This is a genomic window from Brachybacterium sp. NPDC056505 (assembly GCF_042794925.1).
Lineage (GTDB): Bacteria > Actinomycetota > Actinomycetes > Actinomycetales > Dermabacteraceae > Brachybacterium > Brachybacterium kimchii.
Genome location: NZ_JBHTSV010000023.1, coordinates 12200 through 34693 on the forward strand (window position 1 = coordinate 12200; position 22494 = coordinate 34693).

The 22494-nt window shown below is 72.8% G+C and carries 20 protein-coding genes; 17 read left to right on the forward strand and 3 right to left on the reverse strand.

Translation table 11 applies throughout. The features are described 5' to 3' along the window. Positions 1–63: 63 nt before the first annotated feature. Complete coding sequence (gene lexA / locus ACFQ53_RS11910; RefSeq protein ID WP_249480695.1) at positions 64–744, reverse strand: transcriptional repressor LexA; 681 nt, start codon at positions 742–744, stop codon at positions 64–66. A 179-nt stretch (positions 745–923) separates the two neighbouring features. Here lexA and ACFQ53_RS11915 point away from each other — a divergent pair, with 179 nt between their 5' ends. After that, positions 924–1295, forward strand: a complete 372-nt coding sequence (locus ACFQ53_RS11915; RefSeq protein ID WP_377859906.1) for a LysM peptidoglycan-binding domain-containing protein — start codon at positions 924–926, stop codon at positions 1293–1295. A 74-nt stretch (positions 1296–1369) separates the two neighbouring features. Beyond that, positions 1370–1843 (forward strand): transcriptional regulator NrdR, encoded by a 474-nt coding sequence (gene nrdR, locus ACFQ53_RS11920; protein WP_377859908.1) that lies wholly within the window; start codon positions 1370–1372, stop codon positions 1841–1843. A 185-nt stretch (positions 1844–2028) separates the two neighbouring features. Here the strand turns inward: nrdR and ACFQ53_RS11925 are convergent, their stop codons facing one another. Then, positions 2029–4362 (reverse strand): HelD family protein, encoded by a 2334-nt coding sequence (locus ACFQ53_RS11925; RefSeq protein ID WP_377859910.1) that lies wholly within the window; start codon positions 4360–4362, stop codon positions 2029–2031. A 145-nt stretch (positions 4363–4507) separates the two neighbouring features. On the opposite strand from ACFQ53_RS11925, the gene ACFQ53_RS11930 reads away from it, so the two are divergent. Together ACFQ53_RS11930 and ACFQ53_RS11935 are read left to right on the forward strand one after the other, a co-directional pair. Then, on the forward strand, positions 4508–5467 hold the full coding sequence (locus ACFQ53_RS11930) for a PAC2 family protein (RefSeq protein ID WP_249480691.1): 960 nt from the start codon (positions 4508–4510) through the stop codon (positions 5465–5467). Positions 5468–5571: 104 nt separating this feature from the next. After that, on the forward strand, positions 5572–5787 hold the full coding sequence (locus tag ACFQ53_RS11935; RefSeq protein ID WP_200501133.1) for a cold-shock protein: 216 nt from the start codon (positions 5572–5574) through the stop codon (positions 5785–5787). Positions 5788–5825: 38 nt separating this feature from the next. On the opposite strand, the gene ACFQ53_RS11940 is transcribed toward ACFQ53_RS11935, so the two are convergent. Then, positions 5826–6719: a spermidine synthase gene (locus tag ACFQ53_RS11940; RefSeq protein WP_377859913.1), complete on the reverse strand. Its 894-nt coding sequence runs from the start codon at positions 6717–6719 to the stop codon at positions 5826–5828. Between the two features lie 159 nt (positions 6720–6878). On the opposite strand from ACFQ53_RS11940, the gene ACFQ53_RS11945 reads away from it, so the two are divergent. The 13 genes from ACFQ53_RS11945 to murG all read left to right on the forward strand — a co-directional run bounded on the left by ACFQ53_RS11945 (position 6879) and on the right by murG (position 22374). Further along, complete coding sequence (locus ACFQ53_RS11945) at positions 6879–7310, forward strand: SAV_6107 family HEPN domain-containing protein (protein WP_249480689.1); 432 nt, start codon at positions 6879–6881, stop codon at positions 7308–7310. A 171-nt stretch (positions 7311–7481) separates the two neighbouring features. Continuing rightward, positions 7482–8717 (forward strand): DNA polymerase IV, encoded by a 1236-nt coding sequence (dinB, locus tag ACFQ53_RS11950; RefSeq protein ID WP_377859916.1) that lies wholly within the window; start codon positions 7482–7484, stop codon positions 8715–8717. A gap of 146 nt (positions 8718–8863) precedes the next feature. Next, complete coding sequence (locus ACFQ53_RS11955) at positions 8864–9262, forward strand: DUF3040 domain-containing protein (protein ID WP_239203381.1); 399 nt, start codon at positions 8864–8866, stop codon at positions 9260–9262. 604 nt (positions 9263–9866) lie between these two features. Continuing rightward, a complete protein-coding gene (mraZ, locus tag ACFQ53_RS11960) occupies positions 9867–10298 on the forward strand; it encodes a division/cell wall cluster transcriptional repressor MraZ (RefSeq protein WP_109275379.1) in 432 nt (143 codons plus the stop codon). Between the two features lie 162 nt (positions 10299–10460). Beyond that, on the forward strand, positions 10461–11444 hold the full coding sequence (rsmH, locus tag ACFQ53_RS11965) for a 16S rRNA (cytosine(1402)-N(4))-methyltransferase RsmH (RefSeq protein WP_377859919.1): 984 nt from the start codon (positions 10461–10463) through the stop codon (positions 11442–11444). Between the two features lie 27 nt (positions 11445–11471). Next, complete coding sequence (locus ACFQ53_RS11970) at positions 11472–11966, forward strand: hypothetical protein (protein WP_377859921.1); 495 nt, start codon at positions 11472–11474, stop codon at positions 11964–11966. 168 nt (positions 11967–12134) lie between these two features. Further along, entirely contained in the window at positions 12135–13820 is a 1686-nt protein-coding gene (locus tag ACFQ53_RS11975; protein ID WP_377859923.1) for a peptidoglycan D,D-transpeptidase FtsI family protein, read from the forward strand. Next, positions 13817–15439, forward strand: a complete 1623-nt coding sequence (locus ACFQ53_RS11980) for a UDP-N-acetylmuramoyl-L-alanyl-D-glutamate--2,6-diaminopimelate ligase (RefSeq protein ID WP_377859925.1) — start codon at positions 13817–13819, stop codon at positions 15437–15439. The genes ACFQ53_RS11975 and ACFQ53_RS11980 overlap by 4 nt, the downstream gene beginning before the upstream one ends. Next, positions 15440–17050: a UDP-N-acetylmuramoyl-tripeptide--D-alanyl-D-alanine ligase gene (murF, locus tag ACFQ53_RS11985; RefSeq protein WP_377859927.1), complete on the forward strand. Its 1611-nt coding sequence runs from the start codon at positions 15440–15442 to the stop codon at positions 17048–17050. Further along, on the forward strand, positions 17047–18147 hold the full coding sequence (gene mraY / locus ACFQ53_RS11990; protein WP_200501122.1) for a phospho-N-acetylmuramoyl-pentapeptide-transferase: 1101 nt from the start codon (positions 17047–17049) through the stop codon (positions 18145–18147). Before murF ends, mraY begins: the two co-directional genes overlap by 4 nt. Next, on the forward strand, positions 18144–19691 hold the full coding sequence (gene murD / locus ACFQ53_RS11995; RefSeq protein WP_377859929.1) for a UDP-N-acetylmuramoyl-L-alanine--D-glutamate ligase: 1548 nt from the start codon (positions 18144–18146) through the stop codon (positions 19689–19691). Before mraY ends, murD begins: the two co-directional genes overlap by 4 nt. Then, entirely contained in the window at positions 19688–21283 is a 1596-nt protein-coding gene (ftsW, locus tag ACFQ53_RS12000) for a putative lipid II flippase FtsW (protein WP_377859931.1), read from the forward strand. The genes murD and ftsW overlap by 4 nt, the downstream gene beginning before the upstream one ends. Further along, complete coding sequence (gene murG / locus ACFQ53_RS12005) at positions 21283–22374, forward strand: undecaprenyldiphospho-muramoylpentapeptide beta-N-acetylglucosaminyltransferase (protein WP_377859932.1); 1092 nt, start codon at positions 21283–21285, stop codon at positions 22372–22374. The genes ftsW and murG overlap by 1 nt, the downstream gene beginning before the upstream one ends. Positions 22375–22494: the final 120 nt, after the last annotated feature.

The window sequence follows — 22494 nt, forward strand, 5'->3', positions numbered from 1 at the left end:
CCCGCAGGAGCCGAGCGCGCGCAGGGGATCGCAGGCGCGCGAGTTGGGGGTGGGAGGAGCGCGTCAGACGGCGCGCAGCACCGCCACGACCTTGCCGAGGATCTCGGCGTGGTCGCCCAGGATCGGAGCGAACGCGGGGTTGTGCGGCATCAGCCAGACATGGCCGTCGCTCTGGGCGAAGGTCTTGACCGTCGCCTCGCCGTCGATCATGGCCGCCACGATCTCGCCCTTCTGCGCGACCGGCTGCGAGCGCACGACGACCCAGTCTCCGTCGCAGATCGCGGCATCGACCATCGAGTCCCCGACGACCTGCAGCAGGAACAGCTCGCCGTCGCCCACGAGCTGCTGGGGCAGGGTGAAGACGTCCTCCACCTGCTCCTCCGCGGTGATCGGGATGCCGGCGGCGATCCGGCCGACGAGCGGCACGCTCACCGACGCGGAGGCCGCGGCGGCGCCGATCGACTCGACGGGCGCGAGGGTCGGCTCGCCGGCGTCGTCGGGCAGCACGACCTCGAGCGCGCGCGGGCGCTTCGGATCGCGGCGCAGGAATCCCTTGCGCTCGAGCGCCTGGAGCTGGTGCGAGACGGAGGAGGGGGAGGTGAGGCCGACGGCATCGCCGATCTCGCGCATGGTCGGCGGGTAGCCGTGGCGCTCGATGGCGGCGGTGATGGTCTCGAGGATCCGTCGCTGGCGCGCGGTGAGGCCGTCGTCGGTCAGGTCGGGACCAGAGGTCGTCGGGGTCATCTGCGCGGCTCCTCGCTTCGTCTGTCCCACCCCTGCGATTCAGTGGGACTCGTCGCTCAGCCTAGGCGTCGGGCGACCTGATTCCAAACATGTGTTCGAGGAAGGCCTTGCGTGTCGCGCACGGCGGGCCTACAGTCGTACACGTATTCGATCGAACAGGAGTTCGGACAATGGCCACCATGCTTCCCCTCCCCACCTCTTCGGCCCACGCCGGGCAGGGCTCTGCTCGCAAGGGTGTTCGACTGCAGCTCACCCGTCGCGGCCGCATCCTGCTGGCCGGCATCGCTTTCCTCGCGGGCATCCTCGTCGCCCTGCTGGGCGTCCTGGTCCTCGGTGTCCCCTCCGCCTTCGCGGGCGATCCGCAGGAGCCGGTCACCGTGACCGTGCAGGCGGGCGACACGCTCAGCGACTACGCCGAGCAGTACGCCCCCGCCGGTGAGGACTCCCAGGACTTCGTGCGCGAGATGCGTTCGCTGAACGGCCTCTCGAGCCCCCGCATCACCGAGGGGCAGTCGCTCGAGCTCCCCGAGGAAAGCGTAGACGCCGCCTGATCCGCCGGGGCGCTGCGGCGGGAGCGCCGCGGGCCCTCCCTCGGCCCTCCGGTGCGCCCGGTAGGCTGGAGGACGTGCACTGCCCGTTCTGCCGCCACCCCGATTCGCGCGTCGTCGACTCGCGCACTGCCGACGACGGCGCCTCGATCCGGCGTCGTCGCCAGTGCCCGAACTGCTCTCGCCGCTTCTCCACGATCGAGACGGCATCGCTCGCGGTCCTCAAGCGCTCGGGAGTCAGCGAGGCGTTCAGCCGCTCCAAGGTGATCTCCGGAGTGCGCAAGGCCTGCCAGGGCCGCCCGGTGAGCGACGACCAGCTGGCCGTTCTCGCCCAGCGGGTCGAGGAGACCATCCGCCAGAGCGGCCAGGCTGAGGTCGACGCCCACGCCGTGGGCCTCGCGATCCTCCAGCCCCTGCGCGAGCTCGACGTGGTCGCGTACCTCCGCTTCGCGAGCGTCTACCAGGACTTCGACTCCCTCGACGACTTCGAGTCCGCGATCTCCGAGCTGCGTCAGGACGCCTCCGCGGGCAGCGGCGGCGCCCCGTCCTGAGCCGCGCAGCGGCCGTCGGCCTCGGATCCGAGGCACGCTAGCCGCTGGATTCGTGGCGGATCCGTGTCGATCGGTGGGAAACGGTCCGAAGCACGGGCGTCATGCCCTTAAGATGTTCAGGGCGCGCCCAGCGGGCGCGCCGCCGACCGGCGGTCGTGGAGGGGAAGCCACGGCCGCCGGTCTTCTCATGTCCGGGGTGAGGACTCGGCCTCGGTGCCGGTGAGGCCCGCGGGGAGCTCCCGCGCGTGCACCACGTCCAGTCGCTGGGTCGCACGGGTCATCGCGACATAGAGGTCTCCGGCGCCTCCCTCGGAATCGGCGAGGATCTCCGCGGGCTCCACGAGGACCACCCCGTCGAACTCGAGCCCCTTGGCGTCCTGCGGGGTCATCACCGCGATCGGGTCGTCGATGCCGCGGCTCCCGGTGCCGATGCGGCCCAGGGCGTCCCGTGCCCGTAGCGCGCGCACCACGTCCTCGAGCAGCCGTCCGGGGGTGAGGACGACGAGGCGCCCGATCGCCTCGGACTGCTGCGCGGCGACGGCGTCGGCCACCGCCTCCGGCAGCCCCGCCTCGTCCCCGGAGTGCAGGAGCACGGGCCAGTCGCCCTCGCGCACCGAGGTGACCTCGGTGATCGGGAGGTCGCGGGACTCGGCCACGGCCTGCGCCACGTCCATGATGCGACGCGGCGTGCGGTAGTTGACGCTCAGCGGCTCGACCTCGAGACGGTCCTCGACGTACGGGGCGAGCGCTCGCTCCCACGAGGAGGTCCCTGCCGACGACGAGGTCTGCGCGACGTCGCCGACGATGGTGAACGACTTCGAGGGGCACCGGCGCATGAGCGTGCGCCACATCATCGCCGATAGCTCCTGCGCCTCGTCCACGACCACGTGCCCGTAGGTCCAGCTGCGGTCCTCCGCGGCCCGTTCGGCGAGCGTGCGGCCGTCGGACGTGCGGTCCATGCGGTCTGCGAGATCCTCGTCGCGCACGATCCCCGAGGTGTCGATGTTCTCGATGACCTCGCGCGCATAGCTGAGATCTGCCTCGCGGCGTCGTCGGGAGCGCTCGGCATCCGCCTGCTGGGCCTGGTCGTCCTCGCCCAGCAGCTCCGCGACCTCGTCGAGCAGGGGCACGTCCTCGATCGTCCACGGGGCGTCCTTGGCGCGCACGAGGACGTCGAGATCCGCGCCGGCGAGGGAGCGCGGCGCGGCCGCGCGCAGCCGCTCGGGATGCGCGAGCAGGACCCGCAGGAACGACTCCGGGGTGTACGGCAGCCACGCCAGGTTCAGCGCGCGGCGCACCTCGGGATCGCGGCGCAGGTCGTCGAGATACCCCGCGCGGTCCTCGGGGATCACGGTGGTCCCGCGGCGGGAGAGCTCCGCCTCGTACTGCTGGACCAGCCGGTCCAGGGCGGCGCGCACGAACACGGCGCGCGCGGCGTTGTGGGGCTTGTGGGTCGAGCGCGCCTCGCGCCGGGCGTCCCCCAGGATCTTCCGGGTGATCCTGAGGGGCGTGCCGTCGATGGCCAGCTCGAGGTCCCTGTCCGGCACCAGCTGACGCTGCTTCACCGCGCGCGAGAGGAGCTCGGCCATCGCGGGGGCGCCCTTGAGGCGCGCGACCTCGGGCGCATCGTGCAGCGTCGTCTCCACGCCCGGGAAGAGCCCGCCCGGGGTCGACATCACCACGCCGGACTCTCCGAGGCTCGGCAGCACGCGCTCGATGTAGCGCAGGAAGCCGCGCGTGGGGGCGACGATCAGCACGCCCGAGTGCTCGAGGCGGCGGCGATGTGTGTAGAGCAGGTAGGCGGCGCGGTGCAGGGCGACGGCGGTCTTGCCCGTGCCGGGCCCGCCCTGGACGACCAGCACCCCACGGTTCGAGGAGCGGATGATGCGGTCCTGCTCCGCCTGGATGGTGGCGACGATGTCGCCCATGCGCCCGGTGCGCTGCGAGGAGACTGCGGCCAGGAGTGCGCCCTCGCCCTGCAGCACGACCTCCTCGCCCTCCGCGCCCTCCGCGCCCTCCGCGCCCTGCGCGAGCATGGACTGGTCGAGCACGTCGTCCTCGAGCCCCACGACGGTGCGCCCCTGGGAGATGAGGTGGCGGCGCAGGCGCACGTCCAGCCGCTCGAGGCTGGTCGCCTGGTAGTAGGCGGCCGCGGCCGGAGCGCGCCAGTCCACGAGGAGCTGCTCGCGCTCCGGGGTGAACAGGCCGATGCGGCCGATGTAGTGGCGCTCGCCCTCGTCCGTGTCGAGCCGGCCGAACACGACGCTCGAGCTCACCGTGCGCAGCAGCGCGAGCCGGTCCTCGTACAGCGCCATGAACGCGTCCCGCTCGGAGCGGTTCTGATGGGTCGCCGCGTCCTGCGACCCCTGGACCTCGTCCAGGCTGGTCTGGATCTGCGCCATGAGCTCGTCCACGCGCGCGTACAAGCGGTTCGCGTAGTCCTGCTCGAGGGCGATCTCACGGGCGACGTGCGCCTCCTCGCTCGCTGGGGCATCCGGCCGGGGTTCTGCTGGCTCCACGGGGCGTCCTTCCGGTGGCCGCGCGCACGAGGGGGTGCCGCCCTGATCCTGTGCGCGCGATGACATGGCGATCCATTATGGTGGAACGCGTCGAACGCGGGGAAAAGCCCTGCTCGACGGCGACTGCGAGGAGCGAGGTGCATCGATGCGTGACCCCCGTGACCTCTACGCCTACGAGTCCGCAGATGTGATCGCGGCGGTTCCCCGCGGACGCCTGACCCTCGTGCACGCCCTCCCGGGCCTCGTGGACGCCGGCAACTCCTGCCGGATCGCCTCGACCTACCTCAAGGATTCCCTGCGCCACGTGCGGATCGTGACGTTCGACGTCGACGAGCTCGTGGACTACCGGGGCTCCCGCCCGCAGGCGGTGTTCGACGGCGCGGTCTACACCGAGGTGACCGTTCCCGAGATGTCCCTGTACCTCATGTACGACGAGGGCGACCGCCCGTTCCTCTACCTCGACGGCCCCGAGCCGGACCTGCAGTGGCGCCGCCTCAGCCAGGCCGTGATCGACCTCATCGAGTTCTTCGACGTCGAGAAGGTCGTGGGCATGAGCGCGATCCCGATGGCCATGCCGCACACGCGGCCGATCGCCATGATCACCCATGCCAACGATCCCGACCTGATCCCCGCGCACGAGCCCGAGCAGGGCGGGGAGATCGTGGTGCCGGCCTCGTTCGGCGCGCTGCTCGAGCACGAGCTCGGCAAGGCCGGACACCCAGCCATCGGCTATGCCGCGCAGATCCCGCACTACCTCACGCGCACCGACTTCCCGGCGGGCGCGCTCGCGCTGCTGCGTCGGGTCAGCGAGGGCGCGGGCCTGGACATCCCGCTCGTGGACCTCGGAGATCTCACGGAGGCCGCGGGCGCGGCGCTCGAGAGCACCCTCACCGACAACGAGGAGGTCCTCAGCATGGTCGCGGCCCTCGAGGAGCAGTACGACGCGCAGTCCACCGAGAGCGACGGCGTCTTCAGCACCACGATGGACCTGCCCACCGGCGAGGAGCTGGCGGATCGCTTCGAGCGCTTCCTCGCCGGCGAGGAGGACGACGGCCCCGGCGGGGGATCGGGGCGGGGGCCAGGCTCCGGCCCCGAGGTCTCCTGAGGACGGACCTCCGCCGCACCGGCGACCCGCCGTCCATCGGTCATCGCGCGCCCTCGGCGCACGCAGCAGCGCATCATCGCAGGACACAGGGAGTGACGCTTTCCATGGCAGAGAGCACCGTGCAGGGCACCGTGAAGTGGTTCAACGGCGAGAAGGGCTACGGCTTCATCGAGGTCGACGGGCCCGGGGCCGACGTCTTCGTGCACCACAGCCGCATCGACATGGACGGCTACCGCACCCTCGCGGAGGGCCAGAGGGTCGAGGTCGACGTGGTGCCCGGCGAGAAGGGGCCGCAGGCCGAGCAGGTCCGCCCGCTCTGAGATCCGGTCCTCCCCCCCCCGGGGCGGCCCGTCGCGCATCAGCCCTGCGCAGCGCCCTCGAGCACCGTTCCGGGGGCGGCGATCCGCGCCGCGTCCTCCCCGGCGGCCAGCCGCACCGCCACCGGGTCCGAGCGCAGCGCCCGGTCGAGCGAGGCCGGCAGCGGCGCGTCGGAGGCGAGCAGCACGCAGTTCCCGCGCCGTCTGCCCTTGAGGTGGGCCGGCTCGGCGATCGCACCGACGTGCGCGAACACGCTCGAGAGCGTGGTCAGCTCGTCGGCGAGCAGACGCGATCCCGGGCGGGAGGCGCAGTTGGCCAGGTAGAGGCCGTCGTCGGCGAGCACGCGGCGAGCGTGGCGGGCGGCCTCGACCGAGGTGAGCGAGGACGGCGTGCGATCTCCCGCGAAGACGTCGCGGGTGAGCACGTCGAAGCGGTCCTCGCGCCACTCCTCGAGCGCATGGGCGGCGTCGTCGACGCGGATCCTCAGCTGCGGGGAGCGGGGGAGGGAGAACCAGGTCCGCACGTGCTCGGCGAGGAGCGCGTCGAGCTCCACGACGATCTGACGGGCGCGCGGCCAGTCGTGGGCGAGCGTGCGCGGCAGCGCGCACCCGGCGCCTCCCAGATGGGCGACGGCGAGTTCGGGCCCGCGCCGCGAGGAGCCGGCGCCGTCCGCCCCGTCCCCGGCGCGCCTCTCCAGGATCCAGCAGCGCATCGCCGTGCGCATCCACCGCATGTACTCGAACACCAGATGGTCCGGATCGGGATCCAGGTGCGAGGAGGGCACACCGTTGACCAGGAGCAGCACCGATCCGTCGGATTCGACGACGAGCTCGGCGCTGCCCGTCGAGATGGGAACGGCCTCGCCGACGGGCCCGAGACCGGGGAACGGCGCCTCGGAGGAGCTGCGGCGACGGCCGCGGGGTGGTGGGGTCACCCGGACACTCTAGAGCCGGGAGCCCCGCGCATCGGCCTCCGTGCGCGCAGATCCGGAGCGGACTGCGCGAGCCGCCCGTCGGCCCTCCCCAGACGCCCTCCGTCCACAGCGCCGACCCTGCCGCGTCGGATGTCGGTGCATCCGCCTAGCGTTCCCACCATGACCACGCACACAGCGGAGCTCGTCCATCTGGATCAGGATCTCGCCGCCCTCGAGAGGGCCGAGGCGATGCTCGCCCGCGCCCAGGAGCTCGCCGGGACCGACCCGCGCGCCTCCTACGAGCTCGTGCATCGTGCGGCCCTGCGCACCGCGGGCGTCCTCGTCACCCGGGCCAACCGTGCCCGGCGGCGCAAGCTGCCGCTGAACGTGTGGACAGCGCTGGACCGCATGGGCGGGGAGCGCCGGCGCTGGGCGGAGGACGCCTCGCGCTTCGTGGTCGAGCGCGACCGCCTGGACCGCGACCAGCGCGCGACCCCGGATCCCGTCCTGCTGGCGCTGCACCGCGAGGGGACCCGCGCACGCATCGCCCAGGTCCGCGAGGAGCTCCTGGCCTCCCTCGCTCCCACGGAAGCGGTCGCCCTCGCCGGGTGAGGTCGGCGATCCGGCACGGCCGGTGCGGTCCGCGCCGTCGGCGGCCACGGTGCCCGCGCCCGCTCGCGTCGATCGGGGAGCCCGGTCCGACGGCTCCTCCGGGACCCGACTAGCATGGTGCGCTCCGGCCCGCGCGTGCGGCCCGGGGGAGGAGCAGCGGAGGGAGCGCGGATGTCGGGCACGGAGGACTGCACGATCCTGCACCTGGACATGGATGCCTTCTTCGCCTCCATCGAGATCCGCGACGACCCCGCCCTGCGGGGTCTGCCCGTCGTCGTCGGGGGAGCGGGATCGCGCGGTGTCGTCGCCGCGGCGAGCTATCCGGCGCGAGAGCGCGGCATCCGCTCCGCCATGCCGATGGTCACCGCCCGACGCCTCGCACGGGACCTGGTCATCGTCCCGCCGCGCATCGACCGATACCGCGAGGTCTCCGCGCAGGTCATGGACCTTCTCCGGGAGGTGACACCCGCGATCGAGCAGATCAGCGTCGACGAGGCCTTCCTCGACATCTCCGGCGCCCGCCGCCTGTTCGGGTCGCCCGAGCAGATCGCCCAGCGCCTGCGCACCCGCATCCGCGAGGAGCTCGACCTGCCCAGCAGCGTCGGAGGGTCCGTGTCCCGGGCGGTAGCGAAGATCGCGTCCGCCCGGGCCAAGCCCGACGGCATGCTGATCGTCCCGTCCGAGCAGACCGCCGCCTTCCTCTCGCCGTTGCCCGTGGGCGTCATCTCGGGCGTCGGTCCCAAGGCGCAGCAGGCCCTCGAACGGCTCGGGGTGCGCACCGTCGGCCAGCTGCGCGACATCCCCGCGGGGGCGCTGCGTCGGGCCGTCGGCCCCCAGGCGCCCATGGTCGCGCGGCTCGCGGCGGGGGAGGACCGCACGGGGCTGGGCACACGGGTGCGCGATCGCAGCGTCGGCACCGAACGCACCTACGAGGAGGACCTCGTGGACCCCGCCGAGGTGCGTCGCCGCCTCACCCTCATGGCCGACGAGGTCTCCCACAGCCTGCGCCGCAGCCATCTCGCCGCGCGCGCCGTCTCCGTCAAGCTCCGTTCACCGGACGGCACCACCATCACGCGCTCGGCCACGATGGACCAGCCGACGGCGAGCGGGGAGCGGCTTCGCGAGCACGTGGTCGCCCTCTGGGAGAGGGAGGTGCCGCGGATGCCGGCGGTGCGTCTGGCGGGGGTGCGGGCGGAGCGCCTGCAGGAGACCAGCGCCCAGCCCGCCGCGGCCGAGCTCTCCGGCCGCGGAACCGGCTGGCAGGGCCTGGAGAGCGCGATGGACCGCGCCCGCGACCGCTTCGGCTCGGGAAGCCTCTCCCGCGGATCGACCCTTCGTGCGCCGGACGGAACCCCGTCGGACGGAGCGCAGCAGGGCGGAGCCCGGGACGACGCGTCCGGGACGTGAGAGGGAGAGTGTCAGGCGTTGGGTCGACGAGTTCCCATTCCCCAGCGGGCGGCAGTATCCTTAGGGGATCGACGATGGGGCTCGAGCCGCCCACGTCGATCGCGTTCAGCCGCAGGGAACACGGCACGGGACAAGGAGCCGGAACGATGCCGCTTTCGGAGCACGAGCAGAAGATGCTCGATGAGATGGAGCGTCAGCTCTTCGCCGACGATCCCCGGCTCGCCCGCGCCTTCCGTTCCGGCGCCCAGGACCGTCGCGACCGCCGGCGCATCGTCCTCGGCCTCGCCGGAGTCGTCGTCGGACTCGGCGTCCTCGTCCTCGGGGTCTCCCTGAACTTCATCTGGTTGGGCGTGCTGGCGTTCCTGCTGATGCTCGCCGGAGCCGTCTACGCCGTGACCTCGCCGCGCAGCCGCCCGGGAGGCCCGGCTGCCGATCAGGGCGACGGGGGCGAGCAGCCCCGGCAGCCCGAGAACGGCGGCAGCGATTTCATGCGCCGCATGGAGGAGCGCTGGGAGAAGCGCTCGGGGGACGACCCCCGGGGCTGAGCGCTCCGCTCTCCTCCACGCCGCACCACCGCTTCACCAACCCGCGACCCCGAGCCCTCGGCCCGGGGTCGTCGTCTGTCCGGGCCCTGCGCACTGGGCACTGGGGCACGGGCCCCTCGGTGAGCGTCCGTGCTCGCCCCGCGGGCTCCTCCTCGGCGCTCCGCCACCGCCCTCCGCCACGTGCGACCGCGCCCCTCCGCCGCGCGTGATCGCGTCCCGTCGCTGCGCGTGACCGCCCCCTTCGCCGCGCGCCTCCACTGCGCTCCCCGCGGGCTCCTCCACTCCGCTCCCCGGGGCCCCTCCACTTCGCCCCACCCACGGTCCCGAGGGCGCCCCGGCCTCCGACCGCAGGCCGCAGCGGGGCAGTGACCTGCGCGCTTGCTGAACGCACTCCCAGGGTCCGATGGCCTCGCCAGGCACAGACACGCCCCGGAGCGGCTCGGCCGCACGATTCCACTCCACCCCGCTCCACCCTTCTGACCTGCTCTGATACTGCGGATCTCCGGTGGATTCGGTGAATGGGTAGCGGGATGTGGTGAGTTGTGGGGTAAAGTGGGGCGTGCAGGAGGGAGATGGTGATCCCTCGTCGAGAAAGGGGGCGCGGATGTTCCTCGGAACCTTCACGCCCAAGCTCGACGACAAGGGCCGCCTGATCTTTCCCGCGAAGTTCCGGGACGAGCTCGCCTCGGGCCTGGTGATGACTCGGGGACAGGAGCACTGCATCGCGGTGTACCCCCTGGCCGAGTTCCGCCAGAAGCTCGAGGAGGCCAGGCGGGCTCCGACCACGGATCAGCGCACGCGCGACTACCTGCGTGTGCTGCTCTCCGGGGCGGAGGACGTCATCCCGGACAAGCAGGGCCGCATCACGATCCCCGGCCAGCTGCGCACCTATGCGGGCCTGGACCGGGAATGCGCCGTGATCGGCGCTCTGGACCGTCTCGAGGTCTGGTCGCTCCCCGCGTGGGAGACCTACCTCGAGCAGAAGGAGGAGGGCTTCGCCCAGACCGCCGAGTCGGTGGTCCCGGGCCTGTTCTGAGGGACTCCGTCCCGCGAGACCTCTCGTCGCTCCCGCCCCGACGCAACTTCCCCGGTGGCGGGTCGGGAGCGACGAGGAATCCCGCCGGACGGCACCACGAGCAGCACGCGATGCCGCACCACGACGATCGAGAAGCACGCATCACGCAGGAGAGGCGGTGGCATGGACGAGAACCAGCATCCGGTCCGAGCCCAGGACCGCCACGCTCCCGTCATGCTCCAGGTGTGCGTCGATCTCCTCGCCCCGGCCCTCGTCGAGCCGGGCTCCGTCTACGTGGACGCGACGCTCGGGATGGGCGGCCACGCGAGCGCCGTGCTCGCCGCCTGCCCGCACTCCCGCCTGATCGGCATCGACCGTGACACCGCCGCCCTCGAGCTCGCCCGCGAGCGCCTCGCGCAGGAGGGGTTCGCCGACCGCATCGACCTCGTGCACGCCACGTACGACGCGATCCCCGAGGTCCTCGCCGAGCGTGGGCTGACCGCGTCGGCCGTGATGATGGACCTGGGGCTCTCGAGCTTCCAGATCGACACCTCCGAGCGCGGCTTCTCCTATGCGGCCGATGCGCCCCTGGACATGCGCATGGACCCCGCCTCGGGAGGCCCCACCGCGGCCGACCTGCTGCGCGATCTCGACGAGAAGGAGCTCGCCCGCATCCTGCGGGAGTACGGCGACGAGCGCTTCGCCCCGCGCATCGCGCGCCGCATCGTCGCCGAGCGCGCCGAGCACCCGCTGGAGCGCAGCGGAGAGCTCGTCGACCTCCTGGACCGTGCGATCCCCGCGGCCTCCCGCGCCCACGGCGGCCACCCCGCCAAGCGCTCCTTCCAGGCCCTGCGGATCGCCGTGAACGACGAGCTCGCGATCCTCGCCCGTGCGATCGACGGGGCGCTGGACTCCGTCGGCGTCGGCGGCCGCGTGGTCGTCGAGTCCTACCACTCGGGCGAGGACCGGCTCGTGAAGTCGGCCCTGACCCGTCGCACACGCTCCTCGGCGCCGCCGGACCTGCCCTTCGAGCTCGAGGAGCACAAGCCCACCTTCGCCGCGCTCACCCGCGGCGCGCTCCAGGCCGACGAGGCCGAGCGCGAGTCCAATGCCCGCTCCGCCTCGGTGCGCCTGCGCGCCGCCGAGCGCCTCCGACCCGCACACTGACGAACGACCGACGAATCGGAACGCATCATGGCCATCAGCACTGCACCCCGCGTCGCACCCCGCCGCGCCTCGCGACCCGCCGCTCGCACCTCCGCCAGGCCCCGCCTCGCGGTGGTCGCCGCGCCGTCGACGCGACGCAGCCCGCTCCCGTTCGCGATCCTGTGCACCCTGATCGCCGTGGTCACCCTCGCCGCGGTGCTGTTCCTGAACATCCAGATGTCCGACACGAGCTACGAGATCACTCGTCTCCAATCCACCTCCCAGAAGCTCACCGAGCAGTCCCAGGGGCTGCAGGAGCAGGAGGACGAGCTGAGCACTCCCCAGGAGCTCGGCAAGCGCGCCAAGGATCTGGGCATGGTCCAGGCCGGGGACCCGGGCTACATCGATCTGGGAAGTGGCAAGGTCGTCGGCGAGGCGCAGACGGTCCAGGGCGCCTCAGGGGCAGAATCGTCCTCGATCCCCGCGGCCTCGATCTACGAGGACGCGGAGACGTACCACGGAATGGGCAACGAGGGGGACTGATCGATGGCCTCGAACTCCCGTGACCGAGGACGTTCGGGCTCCTCGTCCTCGCGCGCGTCGTCCGGATCGGCGCGCGGCTCGGCGTCGCCCCGACGTCGGCAGACCCGCCCCGCGCATCCGGTGATCCCGGCGCCGCGCGTGGGCGAGCCGATGATGCGCCGCCGTCTCATGCTCACCCTCATGGGCGCGGGCGCCGTCACGCTCGGGGGTCGGCTGGTGTGGGTGCAGGGTCTGGACGCGAGCGCTCGCGCCGCGGAGGCCGTCGACCAGCGCACCACCGATCGCACCATCACCGCCCTGCGCGGCGAGATCGTCGATCGCAACGGCGCCGTGCTCGCGCGCAGCGTCGAGCGCTACGACCTCTGGGTCAACCAGCTGCAGGTCGGCGACTTCAAGCCCAAGGACAAGGACCTGGGCACGGGCGTGAAGGCCGCCGCCAAGGTGCTCTCCCCGCTGCTGGACGAGGACGTCGACGATCTCGAGGAGACCCTCACGGGCAAGCGCGGCTTCCTCTACCTGCGCAAGAACGTCGAGCCCGACGTGCGCGAAGCCGTCATCTCGCAGGAGATCCCCGGGATCGGCTCCGACCGCGTCTCCGAGCGCATCTACCCGGCCGGGGAGATCGCCGCCAACGTCATCGGCTTCATGGGCGGCGACGGCGCGGCGCTCGCCGGCGCCGAGTACAAGTACGACAAGAACCTGCGCGGCAGGAACGGCAAGGTGCGCTACGAGCGCGGCGCCGGCGGCCAGGTCATCCCCACCGGCAAGCAGACCACCGAGGAGGCCGTCGACGGCGACGACCTCGTCCTCACGATCGACGAGAACCTGCAGTGGAAGTCCCAGCAGGTCCTCGCCGAGACCGTGAAGAAGTTCGGGGCCGACGCCGGCAGCGCGGTCATCTACAACGTCCGCACCGGCGAGCTGCTCGCCCTCGCCGACTACCCGACGTTCGACCCCAACAAGCCCGGCAAGACCGACCCGGAGTACCTGGGCAACCAGTCGCTGTCCAACGTGTTCGAGCCGGGCTCGACGGGCAAGCTGCTCACCGTCGCCTGCGCTCTCGAGCACAAGAAGGTCACGCCGTCCTCCCGGTACACCGTGCCCTACACGATGGACTTCGACGGCAACCGCATCAAGGACTCCCACCCGCACGAGACCCAGCACCTCACCCTCGCGGGCGTGCTGAAGAACAGCTCGAACGTGGGCACCGTGCAGATCTCCAAGACCGTCTCCGACAAGCAGCGCTACGCGACGCTCAAGGCCTTCGGGATCGGCGAGAAGACCGGCATCGGCCTGCCCGGGGAGTCCTCGGGCATCCTGCACCCCGTCGCCGACTGGGCCGGCCGCCTGCGCTTCACGATCGCCTTCGGCCAGGGGTACTCCGTGACCCCCATCCAGATGACCGCCGCCATCGGCGCCTTCGGCAACGACGGCGTGCGCATGCAGCCCACGATCGTGGCGGGCACCCGCGACGAGAAGGGCTCGCTCACGGCGGCCACCACCGCCAAGGGCGTGCGCGCGTGCTCGAGCGAGACCGCCCGGACCATCCGCAACCTCATGGACAACGACATCGACGACGACACCGCGTCCAATGCGGCCGTCCCGAACTACGCGGTCGGCGGCAAGACGGGCACGGCCGAGAGCGGCGCCGGCTACACCGCGTCCTTCATCGGGATGGCGCCCATCGACGACCCGGAGATCGCCATCGGCGTGTTCGTGTACGGGCTGAAGACCTTCATCTCGGGCAACACGGCGGCCGCCCCCGCGTTCTCCGAGCTCATGCAGTACACCCTCCAGACCCAGGGCATCGCGCCCACCGGGAAGAAGGGCAAGACCCTGGAGGACGAGTGGTGAGCGGTCATCCCCGCGCGGTCCCGCCCCGGCCCCGGCGCGCCGAGGACGGCGCAGACGCCCCCGCGGCCCCGCGGATCACGACGGGCGAGCTCGCCCGACTGCTCGGCGCGGAGGTGGTCGGTCCCGGGGACGACGCGATCGAGCTGACCGGCGCGACCCTGGACTCCCGCAGCGTCGAGCCCGGCGATCTGTACTGCGCCCTGCCCGGGGCCCGCACCCATGGCGCCCGCTTCGCCTCCCAGGCCGCGGGCTCGGGCGCGCTCGCGGCCCTCACCGATCCCGCCGGCGCCCAGGAGTGCGTGCGCGCGGGCCTGGTCGCCCTGGTCCTGGACGATCCCCGCGCCGCGACCGCGCGCGCGGCGGCCGCCGTCTACGGCGACCCCTCCCAGCGGCTCACGATGATCGGCGTCACCGGGACGAACGGCAAGACGTCCGTGGCGACGATGCTGCACCGCACCCTGCTCTCCCTGGGGATCCCGGCCGGCGTGATCGGCACCAACGGCACCGAGTACCGCGACGGCGGGGGAGAGGACGCCGAGGTCACCACCGTGCGCACGACCCCGGAGTCCCCGGACCTCCAGGGCATCCTCGCGCGCATGCTCCAGAGCGGCGTGCAGGTGTGCGTCATGGAGGTCTCGAGCCACGCGATGGTCCTCCACCGTGCCGACGAGATCGCCTTCGACGCGGTCGCCTTCACCAACCTCTCCCAGGACCACCTGGACTTCCATCCCACGATGGAGGACTACTTCCACGCCAAGGCCTCCCTGTTCGCGCCCGCGCATGCGCGCGTCGGCGTGGTCTGCGTGGACGACGACTGGGGCATGCGGCTCGCCCGCGAGTCCCTCATCCCGGTCACGACCTTCACCACCGACCCGGGCCGCTCCGCGGACGTCGTGGTCGAGCAGGTCGAGCCGCGTGCCTTCGGCAGCTCCCTGCGCGTGCGCGAGGCCGACGGCTCGACCCACGACCTGCGCTCGCAGATCCCCGGCATGCCGTACGTCGCCAACACCGTGGCCGTGCTGCTCCTGCTCGAGGCCGTCGGCCGCAGCGGCCCCGAGGTGCGCGAGGCGATCTCGCGCTCCGGCCGTGTGCCCGGGCGGATGGAGCTCGTCGCCGACGAGCCCGTGCGCGGCGTCGTCGACTTCTCCCACACCGAGGACGCCCTCGCCAAGACCCTCGCCACCCTGCGCGCGGTGCCGGGCACCCGTCGAATCCTCGCCGTGATCGGCGCGGGCGGTGATCGCGACGCCGGCAAGCGGCCCCACATGGGCGCCGTCGCCGCCGACCTCGCCGATGTCGTGATCATCACCGACGACAACCCCCGCAGCGAGGACCCCGCCTCCATCCGCGAGCAGGTGCGCGCCGGCGTCCCCACGGACACCACCGCCGAGGTGCACGTCGTCGCCGGTCGCGAGCGCGCGATCGACCTCGCCTGCGAGCTGGCCCACGTGGGCGACACCATCCTGCTGGCCGGCAAGGGCGCGGAGACCGGTCAGACGATCGGCGATACAGTCCTTCCGTTCGATGATCGCGTGCAGCTGCGGCGACGACTCCCCGGGTCCGACGCCGCGCCCGAGGATCCGGACGATGCCCCGACCCGACCCCGAGAAGGACGCTGAATGCTCGCCATCACAGCCCAGGAGATCGCCGACCTCACCGGCGGTGAGCTGATCGGCGGCGCCACGGGCACCGAGCAGGTCACCGGCGCGGCGCGCATCGACTCCCGCGCCGTGGCCGAGGGCGACCTCTTCGCCGCCTTCCACGGCGAGAACGTCGACGGCCACCGCTTCGTCGGTCCCGCCCGCGACGCCGGCGCGGCCCTCGCCCTGGTCACCGACCCGGTCGACGTCCCCGCCGTGCGCGTGGCCGACGTCGAGACCGCCCTGTCCGACCTCGCCCGCGCCCAGCTCGCGAGCGCCCGCGCGCGCCGCGAGGACCTGCGCGTCGTCGCTCTCACCGGCAGCGCCGGCAAGACCGGCACCAAGGACCTGCTGGGGGCGCTGCTGCGGGAGGTCGGGCCGACCGTCGCACCCGCCGGCAGCCCCAACAACGAGCTCGGCCTGCCGCTCACGGTGCTGTCCCTCACGGAGGACACCCGCTTCCTCGTGCTGGAGATGGGCGCCCGCGGCATCGGGCACATCGCGCACCTCACAGCGATCGCCCCGCCCGACGTCTCCCTCGTGCTGAACGTCGGCAGCGCCCACCTCGGCGAGTTCGGCTCGGTCGAGGCGATCGCCCAGGCCAAGGGCGAGATCGTCGAGGCGCTCCCGTCCACCGGCCGGGCCGTCCTCAATGCCGACGACGCCCGCGTCGCACGCATGGCCTCGCGCACCTCGGCGCCCGTCACCACCTGGGGCATGGCCTCCGGCGACGTGCGCATCCAGGACCTGCGCCTGGACGACCAGGCCCGCGCCCGTCTCACCCTCGCCGTGCCCGAGGGCCTCACCCGCCTGGACGGCAGCGCCATCCCCGCGGACACCCGCGAGATCACCCTCGACCTGCTCGGCGAGCACCAGGCCCTCAACGCGGTCGCGGCCGCGACCGCCGCCCTCGTGCTCGGCATGGACCTCGAGGACGTCGCGCGCCTCCTTCCGCGCCTCCACCTCAGCTCCGGCCAGCGGATGGAGGCCGTGCACGCTGCCGGGGACGTGCTCATCCTCAACGACGCCTACAACGCGAACCCCGATTCCATGCGCCAGGCGCTGAAGACCCTCGCGCACCTGGGCCGCACCCGGCGCACCATCGCCGTGCTCGGCGAGATGCTCGAGCTCGGCGAGGATTCCCTGCGCCTGCACGACGAGGTGGGCCGTCTGGCCGTCCGCCTCAACATCTCCCAGCTGATCGCCGTCGGCCCCGGGGCCCGGCTGATCCATCGGGGCGCCTGCCTCGAGGGCAGCTTCGGCGACGAGTCCGAGGAGGTCCCCGACCTCGACGCCGCCCTCGAGCGCCTCGTCGAGATCGTGGAGCCCGGGGACGTCGTCCTGCTGAAGTCCTCGCGCGACGCCGGGCTGCGCACGCTCGCCGAGCCCCTGCGCGAGGCCCTCGACGCACGCGAGCGCGGTGGGGGCGACCCTGCCGCCGCGCCGAGCGACGGATCCGCAGGCGCTCACGCCCGGGCGGCCACCGACATGGCAGACTCGCAGGACACGGCGCCGGCCCCGGCAGCGACCGGGCCCGCACCCACGACCGACGACCACGAGCCAGGAGACGCAGGAGGCGCACGCGCATGATCGCGATCATCATCGCCGGCGGCGCCGCGCTCGTCCTGGCGCTCATCGGCACCCCGCTCTACATCCGGGTGCTCGTCAAGCGCCATTACGGGCAGTTCATCCGCGACGACGGACCGACCTCGCACTCCACCAAGCGCGGCACCCCCACGATGGGCGGCGTCGCGATCATCCTCTCGGTGCTGATCGGCTACGCCGTCGCCCACCTCATCACCCAGCAGCCGCCCTCGGCCTCCGGCCTGCTCGTGCTGTTCCTGATGACCGGCCTGGGGGTCGTCGGCTTCCTCGACGACTTCATCAAGATCACCCGCCAGCGCAGCCTGGGCCTGCGGGCCTACCAGAAGCTCATCGGCCAGTTCGCCATCGCGACGGCCTTCGCCGTCATGGCGCTGCTGTTCCGCAACGACTCGGGCCATGCGCCCGCGTCCACGCGCCTCTCCTTCGTGCGGGACCTGCCCTGGCTCGACCTCGCCTTCGCCGGCACCACGATCGGCTTCGTGCTCTTCGCGATCTGGGCGAACTTCCTGGTCGCGGCCTGGTCCAACGGCGTGAACCTCACCGACGGGCTCGACGGACTCGCCACCGGCGCCACCATCATCTTCGCGGGCGTCTACCTCGTGATCTCCTTCTGGCAGTGGCGCCAGACCTGCACGAGCGGGCACCTCCTGCTCGACTCCGCCCACTGCTACAGCGCGCGCGACCCGCTGGACACGGCGATCATCGCGGCCGCGATCGGCGGCGCGTGTATCGGCTTCCTCTGGTACAACACCTCGCCCGCGAAGATCTTCATGGGCGACACCGGCTCCCTCGCCCTGGGCGGCGCCCTCGCCGGCCTCACAATCGTCTCGCGCACCGAGCTGCTCGGCGCGATCATCGGCGGCCTCTTCGTGATCATCTCGCTCTCGGTGATCATCCAGGTCACGAGCTTCAAGCTCACCCGCAAGCGCGTGTTCCGGATGGCGCCGCTCCAGCACCACTTCGAGCTCAAGGGGTGGAACGAGGTCACGATCGTGGTCCGCTTCTGGATCATCGCGGGTGTCCTGGGCGCCGCCGGACTGGGCCTGTTCTACCTCGACGCGCTGCCGGGGATCGCCTCGTGAGCTCGGACGGCACCCCGGCCGACGCGCGCCCCTGGCCGGGCCTCGACGTCGCCGGGCTCAGGATCCTCGTCGTCGGCTTCGGCGTCTCCGGGTACGCGGTCGCCGACCAGACCATGCAGCGCGGTGCGCGCGTGATCGTGGTGGACGCGGCGGACACTCCGCGCAATCGTGAGCGCGCCCGCATCCTCGAGGTCTTCGACGTCCAGGTGCGCCTGGGCGCCGAGCACACTCGCGCACTCCCCGAGGACGCGGACGTCGACCTCGTGGTCACGTCCCCCGGATGGCGCCCCGACCAGCCCCTGCTCGCGCAGGCCGCAGCCGCCGGCATCCCGGTGTGGAGCGAGATCGAGCTCGCCCGGCGCATGCAGGCGCCGGGCGGCCCCGCCTGGCTCGGCGTCACCGGCACCAACGGCAAGACCACCGTCGTGACCATGCTCGAGACGATCCTGCGCGCCGACGGGCTGCGCGCCGTCGCCTGCGGGAACGTCGGCCTGCCCGTCATCGAGGCGGCCCTCGACCCCGAGGGGTTCGACGTCCTGGCCGTCGAGCTCTCGAGCTTCCAGCTGCACTGGACCCAGCACGTGGACTGCGAGGCAGCCGCCGTCCTCAACATCACCGAGGACCACCTCGACTGGCACGGCGGCCTCGAGGCCTACGCCCGCGCCAAGGGCAAGATCTTCGAGGGTGTCCGCGTGGCCTGCGTCTTCAACACGGCTGACGACCTCACCCGGAGGCTCGTCGAGGACGCCGACGTCATCGAGGGCGCCCGCGCCGTCGGCGTGACCCTCGGCGCCCCCGGCCCCTCCGAGCTCGGGGTCGTCGACGACCTGCTCGTGGACCGCGCCTTCGTCGAGGACCGCCGCCGGCAGGCGGCCGAGCTCGGCTCCCTGGCCGACCTCGCCCACCTGGGCCCTCACGGCGCTCCGCCCCACGTCGTCTTCAACGCGCTCGCCGCCGCGGCCCTGGCCCGCGCCCACGGCGTCTCGCAGGCGGCCGTGCGCGAGGGGCTGCGCGCCTTCCGCGCCGGCAGCCACCGCAGCGAGATCGTCGCGGTCGGCGCCGGCATCGCCTACGTCGACGACTCCAAGGCCACTAATCCCGACGCGGCCCGCGCCTCGCTGCTCGGCATGGAGCACGTGGTCTGGATCGCGGGCGGGGACACCAAGGGGGCCGACGTCGACGCGCTGGTCGCCGAGGTGTCCGGGCGCCTCCGCGGCGTCGTCCTCATCGGCGCCGACGACACGCCCTTCCGCGAGGCGCTCGAGCGACACGCGCCCGCAATACCCAGCGTGCGCATGCCCGAGGGTGACACTGAGGACCCCGAAGGACGTTCCCGACTGATGCGGGAGGCCGTCGACGCGGCGGCCGGACTGGCCCGGGAGGGCGACGCGGTGCTCCTCGCACCCGCTGCGGCCTCCATCGACCAGTTCGCGGACTACGCCGAGCGCGGCGACCTCTTCGCCGCCGCCGCCCGCGCGACCACGGGGATGCAGCAGGACGCCGAGGACACGCAGGAGCCGGACGGACCGGAAGGACGCGCATGAGCCCCCAGCAGACGCCCCGTCGGGCCCCTGCTGTGGTGCGTCCGGACGAGGACCGCCCCCTGGGCGACGTCGGCGGTCGCGTGCGCAACGGCCTCGGCGACTGGGGGCGCTCCCCGGTCCTGGACTTCTACGGCCTGATCTGCGTGGGCACCCTGCTCATCGGCACCGGCCTGGTGATGGTCCTCTCCAGCAGCTCCGTGGTGAGCATCGCCAAGGGTGACTCCCCGTTCGCGGGCCTTCTCGCACAGGGGAAGTTCGCGCTGATCGGGCTCGTCGGCCTGCTCGTCGCCGCGTTCCTGCCGCCGCGCACCTACGAGAGGTTCGCCTGGGTGCTGCTCGGGCTCGGCATCGCTTTGCAGTGCCTCGTGCACGTGCCGGGCATCGGGGTCGCCGCCGGTGGCAACACGAACTGGATCCGCATCGCCGGCCAGACCCTCCAGCCGTCCGAGCTCCTCAAGCTCGCGCTCGCCGTCTGGCTCGGGGCGATCCTCACCCGCAAGCGGCCTCTGCTGCACCGCACGATGCATCTCGTGATCCCCGTGGTGCCGGTCATCGTGGTCGCCCTGGGCCTCGTGCTGCTGGGCCACGACCTGGGCACGATGATGATCATGGCGATGCTGGTCGCCGGCTCCCTCTGGATCGGCGGCGTGCCGCGGCGCTGGTTCGTGCTCGGCGGCGGCGTGGGCGTGGCCGCGATCCTCTTCTTCGCCCTCACCAACGCCAACCGCATGGCCCGCATCGGCAACTGGCTGCACGGCACCTGCGAGGGTGACTCCTGCCTGCAGTCCGACCAGGGCCTCATGGGTCTCGCCGAGGGCGGATGGTGGGGCGTCGGTCTGGGGCAGTCGCGCCAGAAGTGGGGGCGCCTGCCCGCCGCTCAGGACGACTACATCTTCGCGATCATCGGCGAGGAGCTCGGCCTGATCGGCACGCTGGGTGTGCTGCTGCTGTTCTCCGTGTTCGCGCTCATCCTCTTCCGGATGATCACCCGCGCCCGGGACCCCTTCATCCAGATCACCATCGGCGGCGTGGGCGCCTGGCTGCTCGGCCAGGCCTTCGTGAACATGATGGTCGTCACCGGCATGCTGCCCGTGCTCGGTGTGCCGCTGCCCTTCATCTCCTCCGGCGGCTCCGCCCTGGTCGCCTCTATGCTGGCCCTGGGCATGCTTCTGTCCTTCGCCCGCCACGAGCCCGGCGCCCAGGAGGCCCTCGCCGCCCGCATGAGCACCGTGCGCAGCGCTCTCGCCGTGATCCCCGCCGGCCGTGGGGGAGAGGGCGCACGCCGTCGCCGCCGCGGCCGCCGCGGGGCGAAGTCGGCGCGCGGCACGTCGTCCGCGCGGAAGACGAAGACGACGGCGGGAACGGCGAAGGCATCCACCACGCGCGCCGCCGCCTCCGGCGGGCGGGCCCGCACCGCGGCCCCCTCCTCCCGCTCCCGCGGCGCCGGTAGCCGCAGCTCCGGGACCCGCACCACCGGGTCTCGCGGCGCCGGAGCTCGGAGCTCGGGCACCGCGCGACGCAGCCGTGCCCGCTCGTCGTCCCGATCGGCCGAACCCACTGCACGCCCCGACACCGAGGGATACGCCCGCTGATGAACGCACCGACCGTCCTGCTGGCCGGAGGCGGCACCGCAGGCCACGTCTCGCCGCTGCTCGCCACCGCCGCGAAGATCCGCGAGCTGGACCCCGAGGCCGAGGTGCTCGCCCTCGGCACGGCCGACGGCCTGGAGGCAGACCTTGTCCCCGCCGCGGGCCTCGAGCTCGTCACCGTCGAGAAGGTGCCCTTCCCGCGCCGTCCGAACGGTGCCGCGCTGCGCTTCCCGGCCCGCTTCGGCGGCAGCCTGCGCGAGGTGCGCGCACTCATGAAGGACCGCGGTGTCGGCGCCGTCTGCGGCTTCGGCGGCTATGTGTGCCCGCCCGCCTATCTCGCCTCCGCCTCGGCGCGCATCCCGCGCCTCATCCATGAGGCGAACCGTCGGCCCGGCCTCGCCAACCGCCTCGGTGCCCGCGGGGCGGCGGCCGTGCTCACGGCCTTCGAGAACACCCCGCTGCCCGGCGCTCGCCGCATCGGCATGCCCATGCGCGAGGGCGTCGCGACCCTCGACCGCGCGGCCCGCCGCACGGACGCCGTGCGCTCCTTCGGGCTCGACCCGGAGCGCCCCGTGCTGCTGGTCACCGGAGGGTCCCTCGGCGCCCAGCACCTCAACGAGGTCGTCGTGCACAGCGCCGAGACGGTGCTCGCCCACGGCGGCCAGATCCTCCATGTCACCGGCCGCGGCAAGACCGAGGTGGGGGCCGCCCTCGCGGATCGCGACGGCTATCAGCTGGTCGAGTACGTGAGCGCCATGGAGGACGCCTACGCCGCCGCCGACCTCGCCGTCACCCGCTCCGGGGCCGGCACCGTCAGCGAGCTCACGGCCGTCGGCCTGCCCGCGGTGTTCGTGCCCCTGCCGGTCGGCAACGGGGAGCAGGCGCTGAACGGCCAGGAGGTCGTGAGCGCCGGCGGCGCCCTCATGATCTCCGACGCCGACCTCGACGAGCAGGTCATGACCGGCACGATCCTGCCGCTGCTGAGCGACCCCGCGCGCCTGCGCGCGATGTCCGAGGCCTCCCGCGCCTTCGGCATCACCGACGCCGCCGAGCGCCTCGCCGGTCTCGTCCTCGCCGCCGCGCACCGCGGCTGACCACATCGCGGCTGACCCCATCGCGATTGCCGCAGCGCGGGCGGCCCCTCCGCGCGCCGGCCGCAGGGCCCCGCCCGCCTCTCTCCGGGCACGTGACCGACGACGCGCGGAGAGCCTCCG

Coding starts and splice junctions, on each gene's coding strand:
- lexA (WP_249480695.1), bottom strand. CDS start 744: ATGACCCCGACGACCTCTGGTCCCGACCTGACCGACGACGGCCTCACC.
- ACFQ53_RS11915 (WP_377859906.1), top strand. CDS start 924: ATGCTTCCCCTCCCCACCTCTTCGGCCCACGCCGGGCAGGGCTCTGCT.
- ACFQ53_RS11930 (WP_249480691.1), top strand. CDS start 4,508: ATGCGTGACCCCCGTGACCTCTACGCCTACGAGTCCGCAGATGTGATC.
- ACFQ53_RS11935 (WP_200501133.1), top strand. CDS start 5,572: ATGGCAGAGAGCACCGTGCAGGGCACCGTGAAGTGGTTCAACGGCGAG.
- ACFQ53_RS11945 (WP_249480689.1), top strand. CDS start 6,879: ATGACCACGCACACAGCGGAGCTCGTCCATCTGGATCAGGATCTCGCC.
- dinB (WP_377859916.1), top strand. CDS start 7,482: ATGTCGGGCACGGAGGACTGCACGATCCTGCACCTGGACATGGATGCC.
- ACFQ53_RS11955 (WP_239203381.1), top strand. CDS start 8,864: ATGCCGCTTTCGGAGCACGAGCAGAAGATGCTCGATGAGATGGAGCGT.
- mraZ (WP_109275379.1), top strand. CDS start 9,867: ATGTTCCTCGGAACCTTCACGCCCAAGCTCGACGACAAGGGCCGCCTG.
- rsmH (WP_377859919.1), top strand. CDS start 10,461: ATGGACGAGAACCAGCATCCGGTCCGAGCCCAGGACCGCCACGCTCCC.
- ACFQ53_RS11970 (WP_377859921.1), top strand. CDS start 11,472: ATGGCCATCAGCACTGCACCCCGCGTCGCACCCCGCCGCGCCTCGCGA.
- ACFQ53_RS11975 (WP_377859923.1), top strand. CDS start 12,135: ATGCTCACCCTCATGGGCGCGGGCGCCGTCACGCTCGGGGGTCGGCTG.
- murF (WP_377859927.1), top strand. CDS start 15,440: ATGCTCGCCATCACAGCCCAGGAGATCGCCGACCTCACCGGCGGTGAG.
- mraY (WP_200501122.1), top strand. CDS start 17,047: ATGATCGCGATCATCATCGCCGGCGGCGCCGCGCTCGTCCTGGCGCTC.
- ftsW (WP_377859931.1), top strand. CDS start 19,688: ATGAGCCCCCAGCAGACGCCCCGTCGGGCCCCTGCTGTGGTGCGTCCG.
- murG (WP_377859932.1), top strand. CDS start 21,283: ATGAACGCACCGACCGTCCTGCTGGCCGGAGGCGGCACCGCAGGCCAC.